Source organism: Azospirillum soli (assembly GCF_017876165.1).
Classification (GTDB): Bacteria; Pseudomonadota; Alphaproteobacteria; order Azospirillales; family Azospirillaceae; genus Azospirillum; species Azospirillum soli.
The window spans coordinates 1-20,095 of the sequence record NZ_JAGINQ010000018.1 but is presented as its reverse complement, the minus strand read 5'-3'; the positions used below and the strand labels follow the sequence as shown (position 1 = coordinate 20,095).

The 20,095-nt window shown below is 68.4% G+C and carries 17 protein-coding genes and 1 pseudogene; 13 read left to right on the top strand and 5 right to left on the bottom strand.

Annotated features, from left to right (window positions below; genetic code table 11):
- The first annotated feature begins 187 nt into the window (after positions 1–187).
- A complete protein-coding gene (locus J2852_RS23235; RefSeq protein ID WP_209880342.1) occupies positions 188–760 on the top strand; it encodes a DUF1499 domain-containing protein in 573 nt (190 codons plus the stop codon).
- Positions 697–1,188: a DUF2141 domain-containing protein gene (locus J2852_RS23230; protein WP_246499938.1), complete on the top strand. Its 492-nt coding sequence runs from the start codon at positions 697–699 to the stop codon at positions 1,186–1,188. Before J2852_RS23235 ends, J2852_RS23230 begins: the two co-directional genes overlap by 64 nt.
- On the opposite strand, the gene J2852_RS23225 is transcribed toward J2852_RS23230, so the two are convergent.
- Positions 1,170–2,585: an aldehyde dehydrogenase family protein gene (locus tag J2852_RS23225; RefSeq protein ID WP_209880341.1), complete on the bottom strand. Its 1,416-nt coding sequence runs from the start codon at positions 2,583–2,585 to the stop codon at positions 1,170–1,172. The two genes, J2852_RS23230 and J2852_RS23225, sit on opposite strands and share 19 nt — an antisense overlap.
- A 122-nt stretch (positions 2,586–2,707) precedes the next feature.
- Here J2852_RS23225 and crtI point away from each other — a divergent pair, with 122 nt between their 5' ends.
- The 4 genes from crtI to J2852_RS23205 are packed head-to-tail and all read left to right on the top strand — an operon-like array spanning position 2,708 to position 7,729.
- The gene (gene crtI, locus J2852_RS23220; protein WP_209880340.1) at positions 2,708–4,261 is read left to right on the top strand and encodes a phytoene desaturase family protein; all 1,554 of its coding nucleotides are present in this window, start codon (positions 2,708–2,710) and stop codon (positions 4,259–4,261) included.
- Positions 4,258–5,820, top strand: coding sequence for a phytoene desaturase family protein (locus tag J2852_RS23215; RefSeq protein WP_209880339.1), 1,563 nt, complete (start codon positions 4,258–4,260; stop codon positions 5,818–5,820). The genes crtI and J2852_RS23215 overlap by 4 nt, the downstream gene beginning before the upstream one ends.
- Positions 5,820–6,596, top strand: a complete 777-nt coding sequence (locus tag J2852_RS23210) for a lysophospholipid acyltransferase family protein (protein WP_209880338.1) — start codon at positions 5,820–5,822, stop codon at positions 6,594–6,596. Before J2852_RS23215 ends, J2852_RS23210 begins: the two co-directional genes overlap by 1 nt.
- Positions 6,593–7,729, top strand: coding sequence for a glycosyltransferase family 2 protein (locus J2852_RS23205; RefSeq protein ID WP_209880337.1), 1,137 nt, complete (start codon positions 6,593–6,595; stop codon positions 7,727–7,729). The genes J2852_RS23210 and J2852_RS23205 overlap by 4 nt, the downstream gene beginning before the upstream one ends.
- A gap of 46 nt (positions 7,730–7,775) precedes the next feature.
- On the opposite strand, the gene J2852_RS23200 is transcribed toward J2852_RS23205, so the two are convergent.
- Positions 7,776–8,099, bottom strand: coding sequence for an efflux RND transporter periplasmic adaptor subunit (locus tag J2852_RS23200; protein WP_209880336.1), 324 nt, complete (start codon positions 8,097–8,099; stop codon positions 7,776–7,778).
- 103 nt (positions 8,100–8,202) lie between these two features.
- Entirely contained in the window at positions 8,203–8,463 is a 261-nt protein-coding gene (locus tag J2852_RS23195; RefSeq protein ID WP_209880334.1) for a hypothetical protein, read from the bottom strand.
- A gap of 173 nt (positions 8,464–8,636) precedes the next feature.
- On the opposite strand from J2852_RS23195, the gene J2852_RS23190 reads away from it, so the two are divergent.
- The 7 genes from J2852_RS23190 to J2852_RS23160 all read left to right on the top strand — a co-directional run bounded on the left by J2852_RS23190 (position 8,637) and on the right by J2852_RS23160 (position 19,418).
- A complete protein-coding gene (locus tag J2852_RS23190) occupies positions 8,637–8,951 on the top strand; it encodes a hypothetical protein (RefSeq protein ID WP_209880331.1) in 315 nt (104 codons plus the stop codon).
- Positions 8,952–9,013: 62 nt separating this feature from the next.
- Complete coding sequence (locus tag J2852_RS23185) at positions 9,014–10,948, top strand: S8 family serine peptidase (protein ID WP_209880329.1); 1,935 nt, start codon at positions 9,014–9,016, stop codon at positions 10,946–10,948.
- Positions 10,920–12,221, top strand: coding sequence for a ComEC/Rec2 family competence protein (locus J2852_RS23180; RefSeq protein ID WP_209880327.1), 1,302 nt, complete (start codon positions 10,920–10,922; stop codon positions 12,219–12,221). The genes J2852_RS23185 and J2852_RS23180 overlap by 29 nt, the downstream gene beginning before the upstream one ends.
- A complete protein-coding gene (locus J2852_RS23175; RefSeq protein ID WP_209880325.1) occupies positions 12,218–14,473 on the top strand; it encodes an SIR2 family protein in 2,256 nt (751 codons plus the stop codon). Before J2852_RS23180 ends, J2852_RS23175 begins: the two co-directional genes overlap by 4 nt.
- Positions 14,470–17,154 carry an ATP-binding protein gene (locus J2852_RS23170; protein ID WP_209880324.1) on the top strand — a complete coding sequence of 895 codons (2,685 nt, stop codon included), beginning with the start codon at positions 14,470–14,472 and terminating at the stop codon, positions 17,152–17,154. The genes J2852_RS23175 and J2852_RS23170 overlap by 4 nt, the downstream gene beginning before the upstream one ends.
- A gap of 26 nt (positions 17,155–17,180) precedes the next feature.
- Positions 17,181–18,290, top strand: a complete 1,110-nt coding sequence (locus tag J2852_RS23165; RefSeq protein ID WP_209880322.1) for a ComEC/Rec2 family competence protein — start codon at positions 17,181–17,183, stop codon at positions 18,288–18,290.
- Positions 18,291–18,302: 12 nt separating this feature from the next.
- Positions 18,303–19,418 (top strand): DUF2235 domain-containing protein, encoded by a 1,116-nt coding sequence (locus tag J2852_RS23160; RefSeq protein ID WP_209880320.1) that lies wholly within the window; start codon positions 18,303–18,305, stop codon positions 19,416–19,418.
- A gap of 140 nt (positions 19,419–19,558) precedes the next feature.
- Here the strand turns inward: J2852_RS23160 and J2852_RS31680 are convergent, their stop codons facing one another.
- Both J2852_RS31680 and J2852_RS23155 read right to left on the bottom strand, forming a co-directional pair.
- Positions 19,559–20,020 (bottom strand): DDE-type integrase/transposase/recombinase, encoded by a 462-nt coding sequence (locus J2852_RS31680; protein WP_246499937.1) that lies wholly within the window; start codon positions 20,018–20,020, stop codon positions 19,559–19,561.
- Positions 20,008–20,095 (bottom strand): annotated as a pseudogene (locus tag J2852_RS23155) (IS5/IS1182 family transposase); the annotation flags it as partial. The gene J2852_RS31680 and the pseudogene J2852_RS23155, both read right to left, overlap by 13 nt.

Below are 20,095 nucleotides of genomic sequence, written 5' to 3'. Positions count from 1 at the left end.
GAAATATCCTTCAAGGGCTTTCTCATGCCCGGATCAGCCCTCTCCAGACCGCCCCCGGAATCATATCGGAATCATTTGGGCGGAAACCCCAGCGCAGTGCAGCGTAGGGCTCTGTCAGGTACCGAGATGATGGGGCGTTCGGGTATCGCGGATCGCCGTGGCGGATTCGGCATCTATGTTACCGGCCATGAAAGCCGTTCGAATTCTGCTGCGCGTCCTCTTGGTGGTGCTGCTTGTCCCGCTGCTGGCTTATGCCGGGCTGGCGCTGGCGGTTGGGCGCGACGGGGTGTGGGAGACGCTGTTCGGCCCCGGCGACCGCCGGCCGGTCGCCTTCGAGACGCTGATCCCGCCCGACCGGCCGAACCATCATTTGGTCTGCCCGCCGGATCTGTGCCGCGAGGCGGCTGGCGAGAGCCCAGTCTTCCCGGTGGCCGTCGAGGCGCAGGTGGCGGCCTGGAAACGGCTTCTGGAGCGCGAGGGGGCTCGCCGGCTCGCCGGACGGGATGGCCAGAACGATATGGCCAAAATCGATGTGCCCCAAATCGATGCAGAGGTGCGAACGCCATGGCTGCGCTTTCCGGACCTTGTGACCATACGGCCGATCGCGCTGGGGCCGGACCGCTCGACGGTCGCGCTCTACAGCCGGTCGCTGTACGGCCACTCCGACCTCGGGACCAACGCGGCGCGCCTGCGCGCCTGGCTGGGGGCGATGGAGGCGGAACTGGGCCGTGTCGCCACAGCCGCCGCCGAGGGTGGGTAGCGGGGCTCGCGCTGGTCCTGATCGGCGCCGGTGCCCATGTCCAAACCCAGGCCCAGGCCGCCGACCTGTCAGTCACCGTCAACAACGTCGCGAACGCCCGTGGAAAGGTGCTGGTCGCGGTGTGCACACCCGAGACCTTCCTGCGCGCCGGCTGCCCCTACACCGCGGCGGAGGCCGCCCGGCCCGGCAGCGTCACCGTGACCGTGCACAACGTGCCGCCGGGCACCTACGCTGTGCAGGCGTTCCACGACGAAAACCAGAATCTGAACATCGACCGCAACTTCCTCGGCCTGCCCGTGGAGGGAATCGGCTTCAGCAACGACGCGCCGATGCGCTTCGGCCCGCCGCGCTACGGCGACGCCGCGCTGGCCGTGGCCGAGCCGGTGACGCGCACGGTGCTGGGCTTGCGCTATCTGGTCGAGCACTGAAGCCGGGCGCGCAGCGCCCGCAGCAAACCCGGCACCGCCGCGAGCCGCGTCCGCCCGTCACCGTGCATGGCCCGGAACGCGGCCAGCAGCAGCTCTTCGTCTTCGGGCCGGAAAGGGGCGAAATGCGGGTGGGTCCGTCCGTTGCGGACGCTGACCGTCTTCACCTGCGTCATCTCCAGCAGCCCCTCGGCCCCCCGCGTCACGCCCCAGCCGCTGCGCCGACGCCCGCCGAAGGGCAGGCGCGGGTCGCCGGTCGGCACGATCAGATCGTTGACGGTGACGCTGCCCACGTCGATCCGGTCCGCCAGAGCGCTGGCCCCGGCCTCCGGCCCGAACACCGAGGCGCCCAGCGCGTAGGGGCTGCGCGCCGACAGGCTCAGCGCCTCCTCCATGTCCGCGACCGGCACCAGCGCCAGCACGGGGGCGAACACGTCCTCCTCCAGCAGAGCCATGCCCGGACGGGCGTCCGCCACCGCCAGCGGCGCCATGGCCGGCGAGGACGGGTCGGGCAGGGGGCCGACCGGGCGGGCGCCGGCGGCGACCGCCTCCGTCACCAGCCGGATGGTCTGGCGCCGCACCGCCGCGGGCACGGGGACCGGCGGGATCGCCGAAAGGCGCGCCATCAGCGCGGATTCCAGGGCCGCCGCGTCGCCATGGGGCACGAACACCCGACGCGGCGCGATGCAGGTGGCCGAGCCGTTGAAGCGCAGCCCGAAGGCCAGCGCGCGGGCGACCAACCCCAGGTCGGCGCCCGGCAGCACGAACACCGCGTCGTTGCCGGACAGTTCCATGGTCGCGGGCACCAGCCGCCCGGCGAGCGTCGCCATCACCCGGCGGCCGGTCGCGGCGGAGCCGGTCAGCACCACCTTGTCCACGTCGGCCGCCAGCGCCGCCTCCGCGTCCTCCACGCTCTCGCCCAGCACGCGGACCAGCCCGTCCGGCACACCCGCCTCCACCAGCCAGCGCGCCAGCAGGTTCATCGGCGCCGCGCAACCCGGCGCCGGCTTGACCAGCACGGCGTTGCCGGCCGCCAGCGCCTGCACCAGCTGCACGCCGGGCAGCAGCAACGGATAGTTGGACGGCGCGATGACCAGCACGATCCCGAACGGATCGCGCCGCACCTCCGCGCGCACACCGAACAGCCAAGCCGGCCGGCCGCGGGCACCCAGGCGCCGGGGTGCCAGCAGCCGCGCCGCCTCCCTTTCCAGGAACCGGCAGGCCTCAGCCAGCGGGATCACCTCCGCCGCGAGGCTTTCGGCGGGCGTGCGGCCGGGGCGGGAGGCGAGACTGTCCACCAGCGCGCCCGCTTCCGCCGCCATGCGGTGACGCAGCGCGCGGATGGCGCGCAGCCGTTCCGGGACCGGAACCGCCGCCCAGGCAATCTGCTCAATACGCATCCCGGGTGGCACCGGATCTGAAGCGATGCCTTCAGTATAGTGAGCGTTGTCGCCGTTCATCGTCGGCCCATTTCCGTTTCGGCACAAGGAAGCTGTGCGCTATTGGGGACGGCAGCAAGGGCATGCATCGGCGTCTGGTCATCATCGGGGCAGGACCCGGCGGGTTGGCGGCGGCCATGCTGCTGGCGCTGACGGGGGCGCAGGTCACGGTTCTGGAGCGTCGCGACCGCGTCGGCGGGCGCACGGCGGCGCTGGAGATGGACGGCTTCCGCTTCGACACCGGGCCGACCTTCTTCCTCTACCCGCGCATCCTCGACGAAATCTTCCAGGCCTGCGGGCGCCGTCTGGCCGAGGAGGTGGAGCTGATCCGCCTCGACCCGCTTTACCGCCTGCGGTTCGAGGGCGGTGGCGAGCTGCGCATGCACGCCGGCGCGGAGCGGCTCGCGGCGGAGATCGCCCGCCTCGCGCCCGCCGACGCGGTGGCGCTGCCGCGTTTCCTGGCCGACAACCGCGCCAAGCTCGACGCCTTCCGCCCGGTGCTGGAGACGCCGTTCGACGGGCTGCGGTCTCTGCTCGGCTTGCCGGTCCTGAAGGCGTTGCGGCGGCTGAACCCGCACCGGTCGGTGGACGCCGATCTGGCGCGCTATTTCCGCGATCCCCGCGTGCGGCTGGCCTTCTCGTTCCAGAGCAAGTATCTGGGCATGTCGCCGTTCCGCTGCCCCAGCCTGTTCACCATCCTGTCCTTCCTGGAGCACGAGCACGGCGTCTTCCACCCGCGCGGCGGCTGCGGCGCGGTGATGGAGGCCATGGCGCGCGTCGCCCGGTCGCTGGGCGTCGACATCCGCCTGGGCGAGACGGTGCGCCACATCCGCTTCCAGGGCCGCCGCGCGACGGCGGTGCGGACCGATGCGGGGGAATACCCGCTGGACGGGCTGGTCATCAACGCCGACTTCGCCAAGGCCATGGCCACGCTGGTGCCGGACGACCTGCGCCGCCGCTGGTCGGACGCCTCCATCGCGCGCAAGAAATTCTCCTGCTCCACCTTCATGCTCTATTTGGGCATCGAGGGGCGGGTGGAGGGGCTGGACCACCACACGATCTATCTGGCCGAGGATTACGCCCGGAACCTCGCGGAGATCGAGGCGTGCCGGGAGCTGCCGCGCAGGCCGTCGCTCTACGTGCAGAACGCCTGCGTCACCGATCCGGGGCAGGCCCCGCCGGGGTGCAGCACGCTCTACGTCCTGGTGCCGGTGGGGCACCAACGCGGCCACGTCGATTGGGCCGTGGAGAGGCACCGCTACCGCGCGCTGGTGCTGAAGCGCCTGGAGGATCTGGGCATCCGGGACATCGAAAGCCGGATCCGCGTCGAGAAGATGGTGACCCCCGCCGACTGGGAGCACGACTTCGCGCTCCACCGCGGCGCCACCTTCAACCTCGCCCACAGCCTCGACCAGATGCTGCACCGCCGGCCGCGCAACCGGTTCGAGGATCTGAACGGCGTCTATCTCGTGGGCGGCGGCACCCATCCAGGCAGCGGCCTGCCGGTGATCTTCGAGGGCGCCCGCATCACCGCGCGGCTGCTGGCCGAGGATTTGGGGTTGTCGGTGCCCTGGCGCGAACTGAACGCCGGCCGCACGGGGGTAATGGGCAAGGCGCTGCTAGGGGAGGTGACATGAGCGACGGCCAGATCAACGACGGCCAGATCAGCGAAGGGCGGATCGCGGTGATTGGCGGGGGCCTGGGCGGGCTGGCGTCGGCGGTGGTGCTGGCGGCGCGCGGTCATCGCGTGGTGCTGCTGGAGAAGAACCCCTGGCTCGGTGGCAAGGCGGCGGTACTGGAGGAGGACGGCTTCCGCTTCGACATGGGGCCGACGATCCTCACCGTGCCGCGCGTGCTGCGCCGCATCTTCGCCGAAGCCGGGCGCAACCTGGACCGCGAGGTGCCGCTGGTGCGCCTCGACCCGCAATGGCGCTGCTTCTTCGAGGGCGGCGCCGTGCTGGACCTGGGCGAGGACGTGGGCGCCATGGCCGACGCGCTCGACAACTTCGCACCGGGCCAGGGGGTGGGCGACGGCTACCGCCGCTTCCTGGCGCGGTCGGAGCGGCTGCACGGCATCTCCGAACGCTTCTTCTTCTGGAAGCCGGTGGAGGACCTGAAGGACACCATCGACGTGCGCCGCAATTTCAGCGCCGGCACGCTGTCCGACGTGCTGGCGCTGCGCATGGGGGCCACGGTGGCGGGCACGATCCGCAGCCATGTGCCCGACGCGCGGGTGGCGCAGATGCTCGACCACTTCACGCAGTATGTGGGGTCCTCTCCCTACGAGTCGCCGGCGGTGCTGTGCGCCATCGCCCACATGCAGACCAGCGAGGGCGTATGGTACCCGATGGGCGGCACGCGCGCGGTGCCCGACGCGCTGGAACGCCTCGCCCGCGACCTGGGCGTCGAGGTCCGGAGCGGCACCGGTGTCGCGCGCATCGTCGTGGAGCAGGGCCGCGTCGGCGCGGTCGAGACCGAGGCGGGGGAGCGCATCCCCGTGACCGCCGTGGTGTCCAACATGGACGCCGTGCGCACCTACCGCGAGCTGGTCGGCGGCCAGGAAGGCGCGCGCTTCCTGAAGCGGCGGCGGCACGAGCCGGCCTGCTCCGGGGTGGTCTTCTACCTCGGGCTTGACCGTGGCTACGACCATCTGCTGCACCATGACTTCGTCTTCTCCCGCGATCCGGAGGAGGAGTTCGACTGGATCTACCGCCGTGGCGAGCCGGCGCCGGACCCGACCTGCTACATCGCCGCGCCCGCCCGCACCGAGCCCGGCGTCGCCCCAGACGGCGGCGAGGCGCTGTACGTGCTGGTCCACACCCCCTACCTGCGGCCCCACCACGACTGGTCGCGGATGCTGCCGGCCTACCGCCGGGTGGTGTTCGACAAGCTGGCGCGCACCGCCGGCCTGACTGGGCTGGAAGACCGCATCCGGGTGGAGCGCACCCTCACCCCGCAGGACATCCACGAGCGCTACCGGGTGCTGGACGGCGCCATCTACGGGCTGGCCAGCCACGGGCGGTTCCTCGGCGCGTTCAAGCCGGGCAACCGCTCGCGCGAGGTGGAGGGGCTGTATCTGGCCGGCGGCGCCGCGCATCCCGGCCCCGGCATGCCCATGGTGCTGATGTCCGGCTGGATCGCGGCCGACGCGCTCGATCGGGACGTCCGGCGCGGGGAACGGCCGGAGGCGGCCTGATGGTGCCCGCGCGCTCCGCCCCGCTGGTCCGCTTCTTTGGCGGCGTGATGGCGCGGGCCATGCGGCGGAACTTTCACGCCATCCGGCTGGCGCGCCCCGGCTGGCCGGAGCTGCCGCCGGACCGGCCGGTGATCGTCTGCCTGAACCATCCGTCCTGGTGGGACCCGGCCTTCCTGATTGTCTTCGGCACGACGCGCTATGCCGGCCGCCCCGGCTATGGCCCGATTGACGCGGCGATGCTGCGCCGCTACCCGTTCCTTGGCCGCATCGGGCTGTTCGGGATCGAACCGGGCACGGTCGGCGGCGCCGCCACCTTCCTGCGCACGGGGCTGGCCATCCTGCGCGACCCGGCGGCCATGCTGTGGATCACCGCCGAGGGCGCCTTCACCGACCCGCGCGCCCGGCCGGTGCGGCTGCGGCCGGGGGTGGCGCATCTGGTGCGCCGGGCGCCGGAGGCGGTGGTCGTGCCGCTGGCCCTGGAATACCCGTTCTGGGACGAGCGCACGCCGGAAGCCCTGGCCCGGTTCGGCGCCCCGCTCGACGCCGCCGCCTTCGCCGGGATGGAGGCGGCGGAGATCACCGGGCATCTCGTGGAGGCCCTTCAGAACACCATGGACGCGCTGGCCGCCGACGCGGTCAGCCGCGACCCGGCCCGTTTCGTGCGCCTGCTCGACGGCCGCGTCGGGGTGGGCGGCGTCTACGACCTGTGGCGGCGCGGCCGGGCGTGGTTGGAGGGGCGGCCGTTCCACGCCGGGCATGGGGCGCCCGACGCATGAGCGGCACGGCCTGGATCGCGCTGGCGGTGGCGTCGCTGATCCTGGCGCTGCTGCCGCTCGTTCTGGTCTTCGTCAACCTGTTCTTCTATCACTCGCCGCGCGACGCCCCGCCGCCGGGCGTCGCGGTGTCCGTGCTGATCCCCGCCCGCAACGAGGAGGCGACCATCGGCGCGGCGGTCGAGGCGGTCCTCGCCAGCCGCGACGTGGCGCTGGAGGTCGTCGTCCTCGACGATCACTCCACCGATGCCACGGCCACGGTCGTGGAAGCCATCGCGCGCCGCGACCCGCGCGTCCGGCTGGAGCGGGCGCCGCCCCTCCCGCCGGGCTGGTCCGGCAAACAGCACGCCTGTCACGTCCTGTCCACGCGCGCGCGCCATCCCATGCTGCTGTTTCAGGACGCCGACGTGCGGCTGTCGCCCGACGCGGCGGGGCGGATCGCCGGCTTTCTGCTGGCCCGCGACGCCGGCCTGGTCAGCGGATTCCCGCGCCAGGAGACCGGCACCCTGTCCGAGCGGCTGGTCATTCCGCTGATCCATATGCTGCTGCTGGGCTATCTGCCGATGGCGGCGATGCGCTGGACCCGCGCCCCGGCTTTCGCCGCCGCCTGCGGCCAGCTCATCGCCGTGCGGCGGGACGCCTACCGCCGCGCCGGCGGCCACGCCTCCATCCGCGCCTCGCTGCACGACGGGCTGACCCTGTCGCGCGCGTTCCGGCGCACCGGCCTCATGACCGACCTGTTCGACGCGACGGACCTCGCCGCCTGCCGGATGTACCGGGGCTGGAACGAGGTCTGGGCCGGCTTCGGCAAGAACGCCACGGAGGGCATGGCGACGCCCGCCGCCCTGCCGCTGTGGACGCTGCTGCTGTTCGGCGGGCACGCGCTGCCGTGGCTGCTGCTGGGCGCGGCGCTCGTCACGCCGGTTCCCGGTTGGGCGGTGCTGGCGTCGGCGGGGGCCGTGGCGGCGGGGCTGGGCCTGCGGCTGATACTGGCGGTGCGCTTCCGGCAGTCCATGGCCGGCGCCCTGCTGCACCCGGTGGGAGTGGTGATCCTGCTGGCGATCCAGTGGACGGCCCTGCTACACGCCAGCCGTGGCCGGCCGGCGCTGTGGCGGGGCCGCGCCTATCCGTCATGACCCCTTGGCGGCGGCGCCACGTCCAACCTCGAAGACCATGCGCGCCTCATGCCGGGTCCTTCATCCCCGCCGTAGTCTGATGCGCCACCCCGGCGATCCGCCCGCGCGCCGGCCCATCGGGGAAGGCGTCCCCGCCGACCTTCACCGGTTGGTCGAGGCGGATGCGGTTCACGTCCATCTCGTCCATGTGGGCGGACACGGCCAGGGTCTCCAGGTCGGCGACCGTCAGCAGGATCTGGCTGTTGGCGACGGCGCTGCCGATCTCGACGACGGCCGGTCCCGCCAATCCCGCACCGCCGGTGGCGGGCGCCTTCAGAACCAGCCCGGAGACCGGCGCCGCCACCGCCGCGCGGTTGCGCTGCCCTTTCAACTCGTTGCACCGGGCCTCGGAGCCGTCCTGCCAGAATGCCGTGGGCAGATCCTCGCGCGCCTCTGCGAGGGTGGAGCCCTAGGCCTTGGCCCACCGCAGCAAATCAGTGGGTAAACGCCGGGGTCGCAGCAGCCTTCGGCTGGGGCGGCCAGTTCATCAACGACACCACGCCGGAATGGCTGGCGAAGCTGTCGGACAACAGCAGCCCCAACCGCGACGCTTGCTCGCCGGTGCCCTGGCCGTGGCTGTGCCGCGACGCCATAGCGATCCCGGCGGCCAAGACGGCGCGGCAGAACGTGTCGCTGACCGACACGCAGTTGGGCTTCCTGCAGCAGTGGCAGCGGGCGATTTTGGAAACGACCATGATCCGAAGCGTTCGCCGCCACACAGGCTGGAGGACGTGCGATCCAGGCGCAGGGGCATGCGCCCTGCTACGGTAGCCGCTCTATTTGGGGCGGGCCGGAACCGGTCGAGTCCTACTCCCGGCGTGACCTTGACGGCCCCGGTTGGTTCACTGCCGGGGATACGGCGCTGGGCATGGATTCCCTGTCCTCGCAAGGACTGCTGAACGCGCTGTTCACCGGGCTCGCCGTCGCCGAAGCGGCAGACGGGACCTTGACCGGATGCACTCATGCGGCGGGGAGCACGCTTTTGCGCCTCACCCCCTCGAGGACTTCCCCGGGCATTGTCGCAGACACGGTGGCGGTCCGCCGGGACGAGCGCCACCCCACGCGCTCCCTGCGCGCCGTAAATTTTCATGATATGGAAGAGGAACGCCGCATGGGCGTTCATCAGGAACCATCATACTCCAGTATGTATTTGCTCGCCGCGGCGGCACTCAAAATCCTTTGAAGAAGTGAGGGGAGTTGGGCCAATATTAGCCCTCGGGGCAGTTTGCTCATGAAGGGCGAATTATGAAGCTTGACCGCTTGTTCGTTGAGGACGTGATTTACGGTTGGAATGCATCCCGCCGCTTTCTTCAGGATGACCCGGTACGGCCGGATGTGTGGATCGCCTTCGCGGAGAAGCCCGACGAGGCCCAGAGCCTGCTGCTGGAACCGCTGTTCCAAGTCCGCCCTGGTACCGTGGCCAATGGACTTCGCAAGGCGCTGCACGCCAAGGGCGCCGAGAAGGCTGAACTGACCTACAATCAATCTTCGGTGGCGGCACGGTTGACCTTCGCGCAGGTGGTCAAATATGTCCTGCCGCGCACGGCGTGGTGGGCCGACGCCATCGCCGCGTCGGACGGCAAAGCGCCAGCTGGTGAAAAGGCCGTGCCGGACACGGCGCACCTGCGCGAGGATCTGGAGGCGCTGAACGAGGGGCGCCGGCTGAAATACTACAGCCCGGAGGTGCTGACGCTGGTCCGGGTCGTGGGCTTGCTCGCCTATGCGCGCTCGGCAGACGGGACGGACAGTTCGCTCAGCGACGCCTACAAGGCGCGGCGCGAGGGCAACGCGGGCGCGGACGCCGACTTTCTGAACGCGCTGAGCAAGGCCATCGCCACGGGGTGGGAGCGGGTGTTCCGCAACCGGCTTCCTCCGAAACTGGAGAAGGCCGACCGGCAGGTCTACTCGATCAACCTGGACCGCCCGGCGGCCATGGCCGTGCACCGCTCGGCCTTGACCATCAAGGCGGATGCGGCACGTCTGCTGTTCGAAATCCGCTGTTCCGACATCACTTGGGCCGTCATCGATTCCGGCATTGATGCGCTGCACCAAGCTTTCCGAGGGAACTCGGCCGCCGAGGAGGCGCGGATTGCCGCGATTCCTGACGCCGATGAGCGCAAGACGGCGATGCTCGATGCGTCGCGCGTCGTGGAAACCTACGATTTCACCCGAATTCGCGACCTGCTGTCCGCCGCCGCCCGCCCCGGCAAAGTGGACGCGATCGTCGCGGAATTCGGTCTGGATGGAACTGCGGCGACGCTGCTGCGCACGCGCAAGGAGCATTTGAGCGAACTGCAGCGGCGCATGCGCCAGGGACGCGACATCGATTGGGAGGTGCTGCGGCCGATCCTGTGCGTCCCGCACGACGAGAGCTACCAGCCACCGCGCAACCCGCACGGTACCCATGTGGCGGGCATCCTCGGCGCCAACTGGAAGAAGCCGGCGGGCGGCGGGGCGGAGACGGCGGTGCGCGGCATCTGTCCGGACATCCGGCTGATCGACCTGCGCGTCTGCCGCGCCGACGGCAGCAGCGACGAGTTCACCATCATGTCGGCGCTGCAGTTCCTGCGGCACCTCAACTCGCACCGTGACTACATGGTGGTGCACGGCGCGAACATCAGCCTGTCGCTGAAGCACGACGTCGCCAACTTCGCCTGCGGCCGCACGCCGGTGTGCGACGAGGCGGAGCGTCTGGTGGCGGCCGGCGTGGTGGTCGTGGCCGCCGCCGGCAACAACGGCTACAACCGCTTCCGCACGGTGCGCGAGGATGCCAATTACGAAGGCTATTGCGCCATCAGCATCACCGATCCCGGCAACGCCGATTCGGTCATCACCGTCGGCTCCACCCATCGCTACGAGCCCCATTCCTACGGCGTCAGCTATTTCTCCTCACGCGGGCCGACCGGCGACGGCCGGGTCAAGCCCGACCTCGTCGCGCCCGGCGAGAAGATCGACGCGCCGGTGCCCGACGACGGCTACGCCCGCATGGACGGCACTAGCATGGCCGCTCCCCACGTCAGCGGCGCCGCCGCGCTTTTGATGGCGCGCAACAACGAACTGATCGGCGAGCCCCGCCGCATCAAGCAGATCCTCTGCACCACCGCGACCGACCTCGGTCGTGAACGCTACTTCCAAGGCCATGGTCTCGTCGATGTCCTCCGCGCCCTCCAATCCGTCTGATCCGATTTTCCGCGTCGAGTACCTGCGCGCCGGCACTGGGCAGTGCATTCTCGTGCATTTGGGCACGGTTTCTGAGCCACACTTTGTCATTGTTGATGGTGGGCCGGCATCAACATGGGAAAAGGCACTGCGGCCGCGCTTGATTCAGCTTTGGAGAGAATACGATCTTACGGCAGTCATAATTGATGCGGTGATTTTGACTGAATGGCATAGCGACCATGCTGGAGGCATCATTTCATTGCTAACCGAGATGTCTAATTCCAAGAATAAATTGGGTATTTATTTAGAAAGACTATATGCGCCGCCGCCGAACGACGGCGGCGGACCGTCTTCGGAAAAACTAATGCGTCAAATATATACTCTTTCTAAAGATTTTGTGCGAGATTCTTCCATAGTAGATGGGGAATTTTATCTCGCAATACCTGGTGCCGGATATAACGCGTACATAGGACTGGCTTCTAGAATAATGTTTGCTGAAGAAGGTGCTGGCAGCGATAAGCTTTATTTTTCTGTTGAGTCATGTGGGAAGCACGCCATTTTTTATAATGAGAATGATTTTTATGGTGTGCTAACTGCGCATCTTGAGTGGTATTCAGATGCAATTAATCCGCCTTTTTTTTCCTTCTGCCGCGGAACGCTTGTGGAGCTATTTGAGAGTTGCAAATTGTTTCGTGATAAAAAAGTTCAAATGGCAATTTCTGGGAGAATTTTTGGAAGTGCAGATCGCAAGAAAATTTTTGATGCATTGTATCGCGGATCAAAAACCGCTAAGCGCATCGATGTAGGATTCGTCAGCTCGCCAGGAAAATTGAGGAAATTCCCCTCTTCTTTTCACCCTAGATTTTTGCCAAAAAATGGGACTCTCGTGTATGACGCTATGGAAGGAGTGTTTTTGGATGACTCTGAAGGGGCTATCCCTGAAAATGGTCTCATTTATAGGTATGTTGGTAGCCAAGAAGAAATTTTTATTTCTGACACGGATGTGCTTGAACTTATTTTTCTTCTCGCGCTTGACAACCGTATTTCTCAGCAAGCATTGCTACAGCCAAACTCTACATTGATCAGTCGCGCTTTTGTTGAAGGAGATTTTTGCGATCTCCATCCAAATATGCTTCCAGAACTGCTCCAGCATCTGCGCCGCCGTTACCCCGGCGCCGAGCCCAACCCCCTGTGGGTAGCGTGGATGCGCGAGACGCAGGCCGACGCCATCGCGAAGCTGACCGAAGCGCTTCCGGACCTCCTGAGTGGCGACGAGGCGCCGCCGGTCGCATGAGCACGGACGGCTTCGAACGCCTGGAAGACCTGTCCGACCGGCTGCTGGCCGGCGACGTGGTGTTTTTCGTGGGAGCGGGCTTCTCGCTCGACAGCGAGGGCAACAGCGGGTGGCGGATGGTCAGCCGGCTGCTCGCGCGCTTTCTCGGCATGCACGGGGTGCTGGCCAAACGCGGCGTCCTGCTGCGCGACGCTGACCGCGTCCGGGAGGGGATGGAGGAGCTGTACAAGGGCCTCATCCGCACCTTCGGGCTCAAGGACAAGAACGCCGCCAAGGGCACGGACTGGTTCAAGGAAGCCCGCTACATCGAGGTGCTGAAGGCGCTGACCCAGGGGACCAACTACTACCTGATCAACGACTGGACGTGCAGCGCCTTCGGCGAGATCGTCGGTTTTCTGGCGGGGGAGGGGGTGACGCCCAACGCCAACCGCCGGATCATCGAGGACATCAACAGGGCGGAAAACGACTGGCTGAAGGACCTCAATCCGTCCGACGAGGTCGCTCTTCCCGAAATCCGGGTGGAGGGGCTGCACGGGCTGGAACCAGCCGAGCGTGGCAAGGCGCTGTTCCTCGACACCCAGGGTTTCCTGGACGAGGAGATCATGGCTGGCGACCCCGACCTGCCAGCGGCGGAGGGGGTGGCGAAGAGCTTTGGCAACCGGTTGCTGCGCCGGCATCACGCGCTGGCCCGGCTGGCGCGGGAGGGGCTGTGCCCGATGCTGGTGACGACGAACTTCGACCTGCTGGTCGAGGGGGCTTACCGGCTGTCCGGCTTCCTGCGGCGGGACAAGGCCCACCCGGACGAGGACGACCTGCCGCCGACGCGCCACCCCGACTACGCGCGCGTTACCAACGCCGCGCAATTCTACTACGGGCGCAACCGGGCCTGCGCGCGGCCGTCCGGGCGCGGGGGGCAGCAAACGGCGACCATCGTCAAGATCCACGGCTGCGCCGACACCTATCGCCGCTCGCGCCACGCCGGACCGGAGGAGTTGCGCGCGGTGCTGCCCTCCCTGGTCTTCACCTTCCGCGAGGTGCAGAACTGGCGCGAGGATTCCTGGTCGCGTGACCTGCTGCACACGCTGTTACGCACGCGCACCATCGTGTTCTGCGGCTATTCGACGGCCGATCCCGTGCTGCACGACACGTTGCGCACGGTGTACGAGGAGATGGCCGAGCGCGGTCGGCGTTTCGCCGCGCCGGTGACGACATCGACCGCCGCCCTGCCTGCCTTGCCGGACGCAGGCGTGGACCCGCGCACCGCCGCCCCGGCCTTCTTCTTCGGCCTGCGCGAGAGCGGCGAGTTCCATGCGCTGGAGGTCCTGCGCGCCGCCAGCCGGGCGGTGGGCGCGTCCAACCCGGCGCTGACCCGCCACCCGAACTACGTGGAATTTCTCCTGCGCAGCGACGCCCAGCGCGGCTTTCCGCAGCTGGACGAGTTGATGGCCTGGGTGTTCCACCGCGTCTACCGCAAGCGGCAGGCGCAGGCGCTGCACGCCGATCTGCGAGGCATCGCCACGCTCGTCCTGAACAAGCCGCCCCGGCAGTCGGAAGTGGAAACGGTGCTGCGCAACTTCGAACGCATCCGCGACCAGGAGTGCGGCGCGGCGAGGGGCTGGTTCACCGGCGCCGCCGACGACAGCCCGGACAACGACCGCCGTCACCGCACCTGCGAGCGCGTGACGGCCTGGACCGAGCATTTCCATCCCCACCTGCTGCGCGAACTGGCGCTCGCCGATCTGGTCTTGCGGCGGGGCGGACCGAACGCGGGGCTGGGCGATCTGCGCAGCAAGCCCTGGTACTACCCGGCCGGGGAGAATTACGGCTGGACCGCGTGGGGCGTGGTGGTGGAGGTGGCATTGCGGCGCATGGCGGCGGCCTTCGCCAAAGCCCCCCAGGCGTGGAGCGATCCCGAGCCCTGGTCCAACCCGTCGCCCCGGCTGGAGCCCACGGCCTGCGTGCTGCCCTCGGTCGCACTGTCGCCCGGCGAGGGCAAGCCGGCGCCGCTGTGCCTGACCATCGGGTTCGAAGGCTTCGGCCGCGCCGCCCGGCCGGTGCCGGTGGAGGGGCTGTACCGGCACCGCGTGTTCTGGAACCTGCTGATGCAGGAACTGCCCTGGACGCCGGCGGACCAGCGCACGCCGTCCGCCGCCGTTCTGTGGCGCTGGGCTTCCCTGCCGCACGACGCGACGGAACCGCCCGCCGGGGACGACGGAAAGCCGCTCGGCCATTTCTTCGAGGACGCCGCATGACCAAGCGAAACACGCCCGACGGCCTGCTGTCGCGCCTCCAAGCCGAGCTGGAAGCCCGGTTCGGCGTCGTCCCGGCGCCCGATGCGGGCACGCTGCTGAAAACCGCGGAACCCGCGTCGTTGCGCGAAACGACTCTGGTCGGGGCCGGGCATTTCGATGTGGCGCCGCATCTGCTGGTCCTTGACCCCCGGCTCGGCACGGTGGGGTTGGTCCATGTGGTGGGGCGGGAGGCCCGGTCAAAGCCGGACACGGTGCGCCGGCTGGTCGAACAGGCGGCCTACCTGCGCCACCTGATGCTGACGGAATGGCGCCCGGAGGGCAAGGAGCCTCAGGCCAGGACACGGCCCGAACGGCCGTTGCCCCTGACCGTCGAGCTGGTTCTGGTGATCCCGCCGGACGACGACCCGTGGCGCGCGGCGCTCGGCGGCATCCTGGGGGACATCGCGCGTCGCGTCGCCCTGCTGCACGGCATCGGGGTCAACCTGCTGGAGTTCGGCGAAGCCGCCTCGGCCGACGATGGCCGCCGGCTGCGCCGGGCCTTCTGCTGGCTACTGACCGCGACGCGCGCATGGTTCGAAGGCGCGGGACGACCTGCCGTGCGGCGCGTGAAACGGCGGGCCTTCACCGGCCTCTCGCTCGAAAACTGGCGTCTGCCGGGCCGGCGGGATCTGGAGCTGGACGCCAACGCGCGCATGCACCTCGTGCACGGCCGCAACGGCTCCGGAAAATCGTCCCTCGTCGAAGCCATCGAATTCGCGATGACCGGCCGAGCGGACCGGCTGGCCGGCGAAGCTGTCAGAGACATCGTCGAATACCATCCGCCCGGCGGACCCGCCACGTCTCCAGCGGTCATCACGTTCCGGGAGCCGTGGGCCTGGACCTATTCGACCCGGTCGGGAAAGCCGCCCGAACCGCTGCCCGGCGCGCCGGTCAACGCCGCCTCCTTCCGCCTGGACCAGGGGGCGATGGACCGCCTGTCCGGTACCAGCGACACGGACCGCGCGCTGTGCCTGCTGGAAGCCTTCTTTCCCGACGAGATGGGCGCCCGCGATGCGCACCGGCTCGCCAAGGACGCCGTGGCGACGGCGCTGGCGGCCTTTCCGGACGGAACGTGGGGCGACCTTCCCGCGATGGACGATGTGCCGGCGACGGACGCGCTGCTGGACCGCACCGCCTGGGTGGATGCCCCCGAGCTTCGCATGACGGAGGCGGTGGCGCGCGACCTGCTGCTCCTATCGGTGGATGTGCTGCGCGTCCTTCTGCCGCTCGCTCCGGAGGTCGGGGCGATCCTGGATCTCGTCGGGGGCGCCGCGCTGCCGCTGACGGAGGTCGAAAAGCATCTGAATGTTCTGGACGACGCGCTCGACCGGCTGGCGACCCGCGCCCCGGACCTGCTCGGCCATCTGGGCACCGCGTCGGACGCGCTGTCGCAGGAGTCGCTGCGACGCTGGCAGCCACGGGGCGAGGCGCCGTCGAGTGACGCCGTCCAGGCGCTCAACGACTGGCTGGAGGCGGCGGCGCTGGCCGACCTTGCCCGCCGCCAGCGGGCTGTCCTCCGTAGCCTGCGCGGGGCGGAGGAGGCGAAGTGGAAGCGCGGCAAGGAAGGCAAGCGCGGGCTCTTCCGCATCCTGGGGCTGCCGGCGGCCATCGCGGACGAGTTGGAGGAGCAACTCGCCCGATGGTCAGCCGAGGAGGAGGAGCGCCTTCAGGGCACCACCCGACGCGGCCGGTCGGGCGATGGCCTGGAGTCGGCGGCTCCGGCATCCCGGCCGGCCCTTTCGGCGGCGCAGGTGGAAAGTCTGGATGCGGTGACGCCGTGGCTGTTCCATGGTCAGGAAAGCCTGTCTAAGGGGCTCGGCCGGACCATCCAGGAGGCGATCCGGCAGGACAAGGCCTTGCGCATTGGCGACGCCGTCGTCGGGGACGAGGGGTGGGCCGAAGCGCTGCATCGGCGTGTCGATGCACTGCGTGGCGCCGTGGCGTCGATCGTGTTGCGCGACGGTGTGGCGCCGCGCTCGGCGGCGCGGCTCGCCGCGCTCCGGCGGTTGCGGGAGGCCCTGGTGGCCTTGCGCGGCGCGGAGGACGCGATGAGCCGTTCGCTGCTCGACCGCTTCTTCCCGGCACCGGGTGCCGCGCCGGCCGATCCGGGCCTGATCGACGCGCTGAACGAACTGATCGCCCTATTCACCCCGGCCCGCTGGGCCTACGACGATTTTGAGCTGACCCGCCTTGTGGACGGCAATGGCCGTGAGAGCCTGGGCATGTGCCATGGCGGGGCGGCGCGCGCCGACCTGCGCCTGAACACGGCGGAATTGAACCTGTTCACGGTGGCGCTTTTCCTGCTGTGCGCGCCGCGGATCGGCAACCCGCTGCACCTGCTGGTCCTCGACGACCCGCTTCAGAACATGGACGAGCTGACCGCGACGACGCTGGCGCGCGGGCTCGCCAAGGTGGTCGAACTCCTCGACGAGGCGTGGACGCTGATGCTGCTCTTCCATGGCGAGGACGATCTGGAGCGCTTCCGTCAGGAGGTGCCAGCGGCGGTGTACTCCCTGCCGTGGTTGACGCCGGCCCAGACCGCCGAAGAGATAGGCCGCTCATCCATCAAGCCGAGCGGGCGCAGCGATCGCAAGCTCGACCGCAAGCGTCAGGCGGCCAAGGACCTTTTCGCCCCATCCTGAACGGAACCGAAGAAAGGACGCACGCGATGTTCGCTTTGGAGGCTCTGCAAGCCAAGCATGGGGATTGCCTGCTTCTGCTGGCGGGGGAGGGCGGCGATCCCGGCACCATGGTGCTGATCGACGGCGGCCCCGCCGACACTTGGGCCGAGGTTTTGAAGCCGAGGCTGGGCAAGCCCAAGCCCGGCGAGGCGATCCGTCTGCCTCTGGTCGTGGTGTCGCACATCGACGACGACCACATCGCCGGCATTCTCGACCTGACGGACGCGATGGAAAGCGATCTTGGTAAAAGGCCGCCGAAGTACCGCATCGATCGTCTCTGGCACAACGCGATCGACGAGCTGATCGGGCTCGCCCCGCCGTCCGGCGGAACGGCCGGCGTGCTCGCGTCGATCGGCGCCAGCTCGACCCCCGATCACGAGAGCGCCCGTGAACGCGTCCTGGCGAGCTTCCGGCAGGGGGAACGGCTCCGCGCCGCCGCGCGGAAACTGGGGATTCCCGTCAATGAAGGGGACGGGATGAGCGAGCCCGTTGAACCCATCCTGGCCGGGGCGGAAACGACGGTCGGCGGTGTCGATCTCCAAGTCCTGGCGCCCTCGCGCAAACGGCTGGAGACGCTACGGGAGAAATGGCGCAAGGATCTGGACAAGCGCAAGTCGAAGGGAACACCCGGCGCCGAGAGCGAGGCGGCCACCGCCGCCTACTCCGACCAGTCGCCTTACAACCTGTCGAGCATCGTGGTGCTTGCCCGCAAGGACGGCAAGACCATGCTGCTGACCGGCGACGCGCGAGGCGACGACGTCCTGGAAGGCTTGAGAAGTGCGAACCTGCTGGACGAGAAGGACACCATACACGTCGATCTGCTGAAGCTGCCGCATCATGGCAGCCGCAACACCGTCGCGGTGGGCTTCTTCCGCCAAGTGACGGCGGACCACTATGTCGTTTCCGGTGACCGGGGGAAATTCCCCAACCCGCACAGGGAAACGCTGGAGATGCTGTTGGCGGCCCGCCCCCCGGCCGAGCACGACTACACGGTCTGGCTGACCTACGATCTGCCCGGAGTGCCTGCGATGTTCCCCGAGGGCCGCTGTAAGGTGCCGGCGCCGGGCGAGGCCGGAGTCCGGATCAACCTGGAATAGGGGAAGGCGTCCATGGCAAAGAACGTGGTCGTCTGTTGCGACGGAACCGCAAATGAATTCGCGACGAACCGCACCAACGTCGCAAAGCTTTTCTTCACTCTGGTCAAGAACCCGATCGAGCAGGCGGTGCATTACCACCCCGGCGTCGGCACGATGGAACCGCCCGGCGCCCTGACGAGGACCGGCGCCCTTCTCACGCGGACGGCGGGGTTGGCCTTCGGATACGGTCTGGATCGGGACGTCCGGGACGCCTACACCTTCATTGCCGACACGTTCGAGGACGGAGACAAACTGTTCCTGTTCGGCTTCAGCCGAGGCGCCTACACGGTCCGGGCGGTCGCCGCGCTCCTCTACATGTACGGCCTGATCCCGAAGGGCAACGCGCCTCTCGTCCCCTACGCCGTCCGCATGATGTGGGCCATCAACCGGCTGCGCAGGAAGCGGCGGCCCGGGGATGCGGACGACCCGCGTATCGACGAATACTTCAGACTCGCCGCCGACTTCAAGGTGACCTTCTCGCGCGTCTGCAAGCCGCACTTCGTTGGGGTATGGGACACGGTCAGTTCCGTTGGATGGTTCACCAGTCCCGTAAGCCTGCCTTACACAACGTACAACTCGGACATCGCCATCGGCCGGCACGCGGTCGCCATCGACGAGCGGCGCGCGTTCTATCGCACCCACCTGTGGCGCCTGCCCCCTGACGCGAACAAACACCGCAACGACATAAAGCAAGTGTGGTTTCCGGGCGTCCATTGCGACGTCGGCGGCGGCTACCCCGAAGCCGAGAGCGGCCTGTCGAAGTTTCCGCTGGAGTGGATGATCGCGGAGGCCGAGGCCGCCGGCCTGAAAGTGGACGGGGGAAAGGTCGCGACCATCCTTGGCCGGAGTAGGGACGGCTATGCCCGGCCGGATCCCGACGCGCTGTTGCACCAGTCCATGCGCGGGCTCTGGCATTTGGCCGAGTACGCGCCGAAGCCGCATTGGAACGGCCAAGCGACGCAGTGGCGCGCTAGCCTCAACCGCCCGAGATCCTGGCCGGAACGCCCCCTGGTGCATCGTGTGGCATGGGAACGTGATGGTGGACGCTATGCCACTCGCCTCCCTGCCGACGCCGTCAAATACCCGTGACCGAAGCGGTACGGGGGCATCGTCACGCGAACGGAATCAACCCGTTGAAAGCTCGTGGTTCCGACTGGTTCGTACCGCCGTCGCAGCCTGCTATTCCGCTACAGTCTGTGCCCGGAAGATGCGCAGGCGGTGGCGGGAGATCACATGGCGCTGGAGATTAAAGGTGTTGTAAGTGGCGGCATGCATGGAGACGAAGCGCTGGGCGAACCCCAGCGATTTGAAGCGGTGCATTTTTCGTTCGCGCCGGCAAATCGGCTGATGCGAGACCTCGGCCGGTTGTTCTTGCGCAGCGCTTGCCTATGACGCCCCGTCAGGCCGGTCTTGCGGAATGCGGCTTCCCAGGACCTCAACTTGTCGGTTACAACGATACACAGCACGAGGTGCAAGCCCTTCAGCGGCTTTGTAAAGAAGCGCTTGGTCGCCTTGGTGTTGCGCCGGCTCTGCACCAGAATGTCGAGCACCACGCTGTCCCGGTCGACAGCGCGCCAGAGATAATGCTGGACGCCGTTGACCTTGCTGAAGACCTCGCCCTGATGCCAGCGGTCACCGGGCCCTGGGCGCCGTGGCGCGACTGATTGGCTCAGAGCGCCTAACAAAACCATTTCTGGACGAAGCGCCAGCAGATGAGGCTGGCGGCGATGTGATGGAAGGCGGAGAAGATGTCGGCGCGCCGCTCG

Coding starts and splice junctions, on each gene's coding strand:
- J2852_RS23170 (WP_209880324.1), top strand. CDS start 14,470: ATGACCAAGCGAAACACGCCCGACGGCCTGCTGTCGCGCCTCCAAGCC.
- J2852_RS23185 (WP_209880329.1), top strand. CDS start 9,014: ATGAAGCTTGACCGCTTGTTCGTTGAGGACGTGATTTACGGTTGGAAT.
- J2852_RS31680 (WP_246499937.1), bottom strand. CDS start 20,020: ATGGTTTTGTTAGGCGCTCTGAGCCAATCAGTCGCGCCACGGCGCCCA.
- J2852_RS23175 (WP_209880325.1), top strand. CDS start 12,218: ATGAGCACGGACGGCTTCGAACGCCTGGAAGACCTGTCCGACCGGCTG.
- crtI (WP_209880340.1), top strand. CDS start 2,708: ATGCATCGGCGTCTGGTCATCATCGGGGCAGGACCCGGCGGGTTGGCG.
- J2852_RS23205 (WP_209880337.1), top strand. CDS start 6,593: ATGAGCGGCACGGCCTGGATCGCGCTGGCGGTGGCGTCGCTGATCCTG.
- J2852_RS23165 (WP_209880322.1), top strand. CDS start 17,181: ATGTTCGCTTTGGAGGCTCTGCAAGCCAAGCATGGGGATTGCCTGCTT.
- J2852_RS23235 (WP_209880342.1), top strand. CDS start 188: ATGAAAGCCGTTCGAATTCTGCTGCGCGTCCTCTTGGTGGTGCTGCTT.
- J2852_RS23160 (WP_209880320.1), top strand. CDS start 18,303: ATGGCAAAGAACGTGGTCGTCTGTTGCGACGGAACCGCAAATGAATTC.
- J2852_RS23195 (WP_209880334.1), bottom strand. CDS start 8,463: ATGGTCGTTTCCAAAATCGCCCGCTGCCACTGCTGCAGGAAGCCCAAC.
- J2852_RS23180 (WP_209880327.1), top strand. CDS start 10,920: ATGTCCTCCGCGCCCTCCAATCCGTCTGATCCGATTTTCCGCGTCGAG.
- J2852_RS23215 (WP_209880339.1), top strand. CDS start 4,258: ATGAGCGACGGCCAGATCAACGACGGCCAGATCAGCGAAGGGCGGATC.
- J2852_RS23225 (WP_209880341.1), bottom strand. CDS start 2,585: ATGCGTATTGAGCAGATTGCCTGGGCGGCGGTTCCGGTCCCGGAACGG.
- J2852_RS23190 (WP_209880331.1), top strand. CDS start 8,637: ATGGATTCCCTGTCCTCGCAAGGACTGCTGAACGCGCTGTTCACCGGG.
- J2852_RS23210 (WP_209880338.1), top strand. CDS start 5,820: ATGGTGCCCGCGCGCTCCGCCCCGCTGGTCCGCTTCTTTGGCGGCGTG.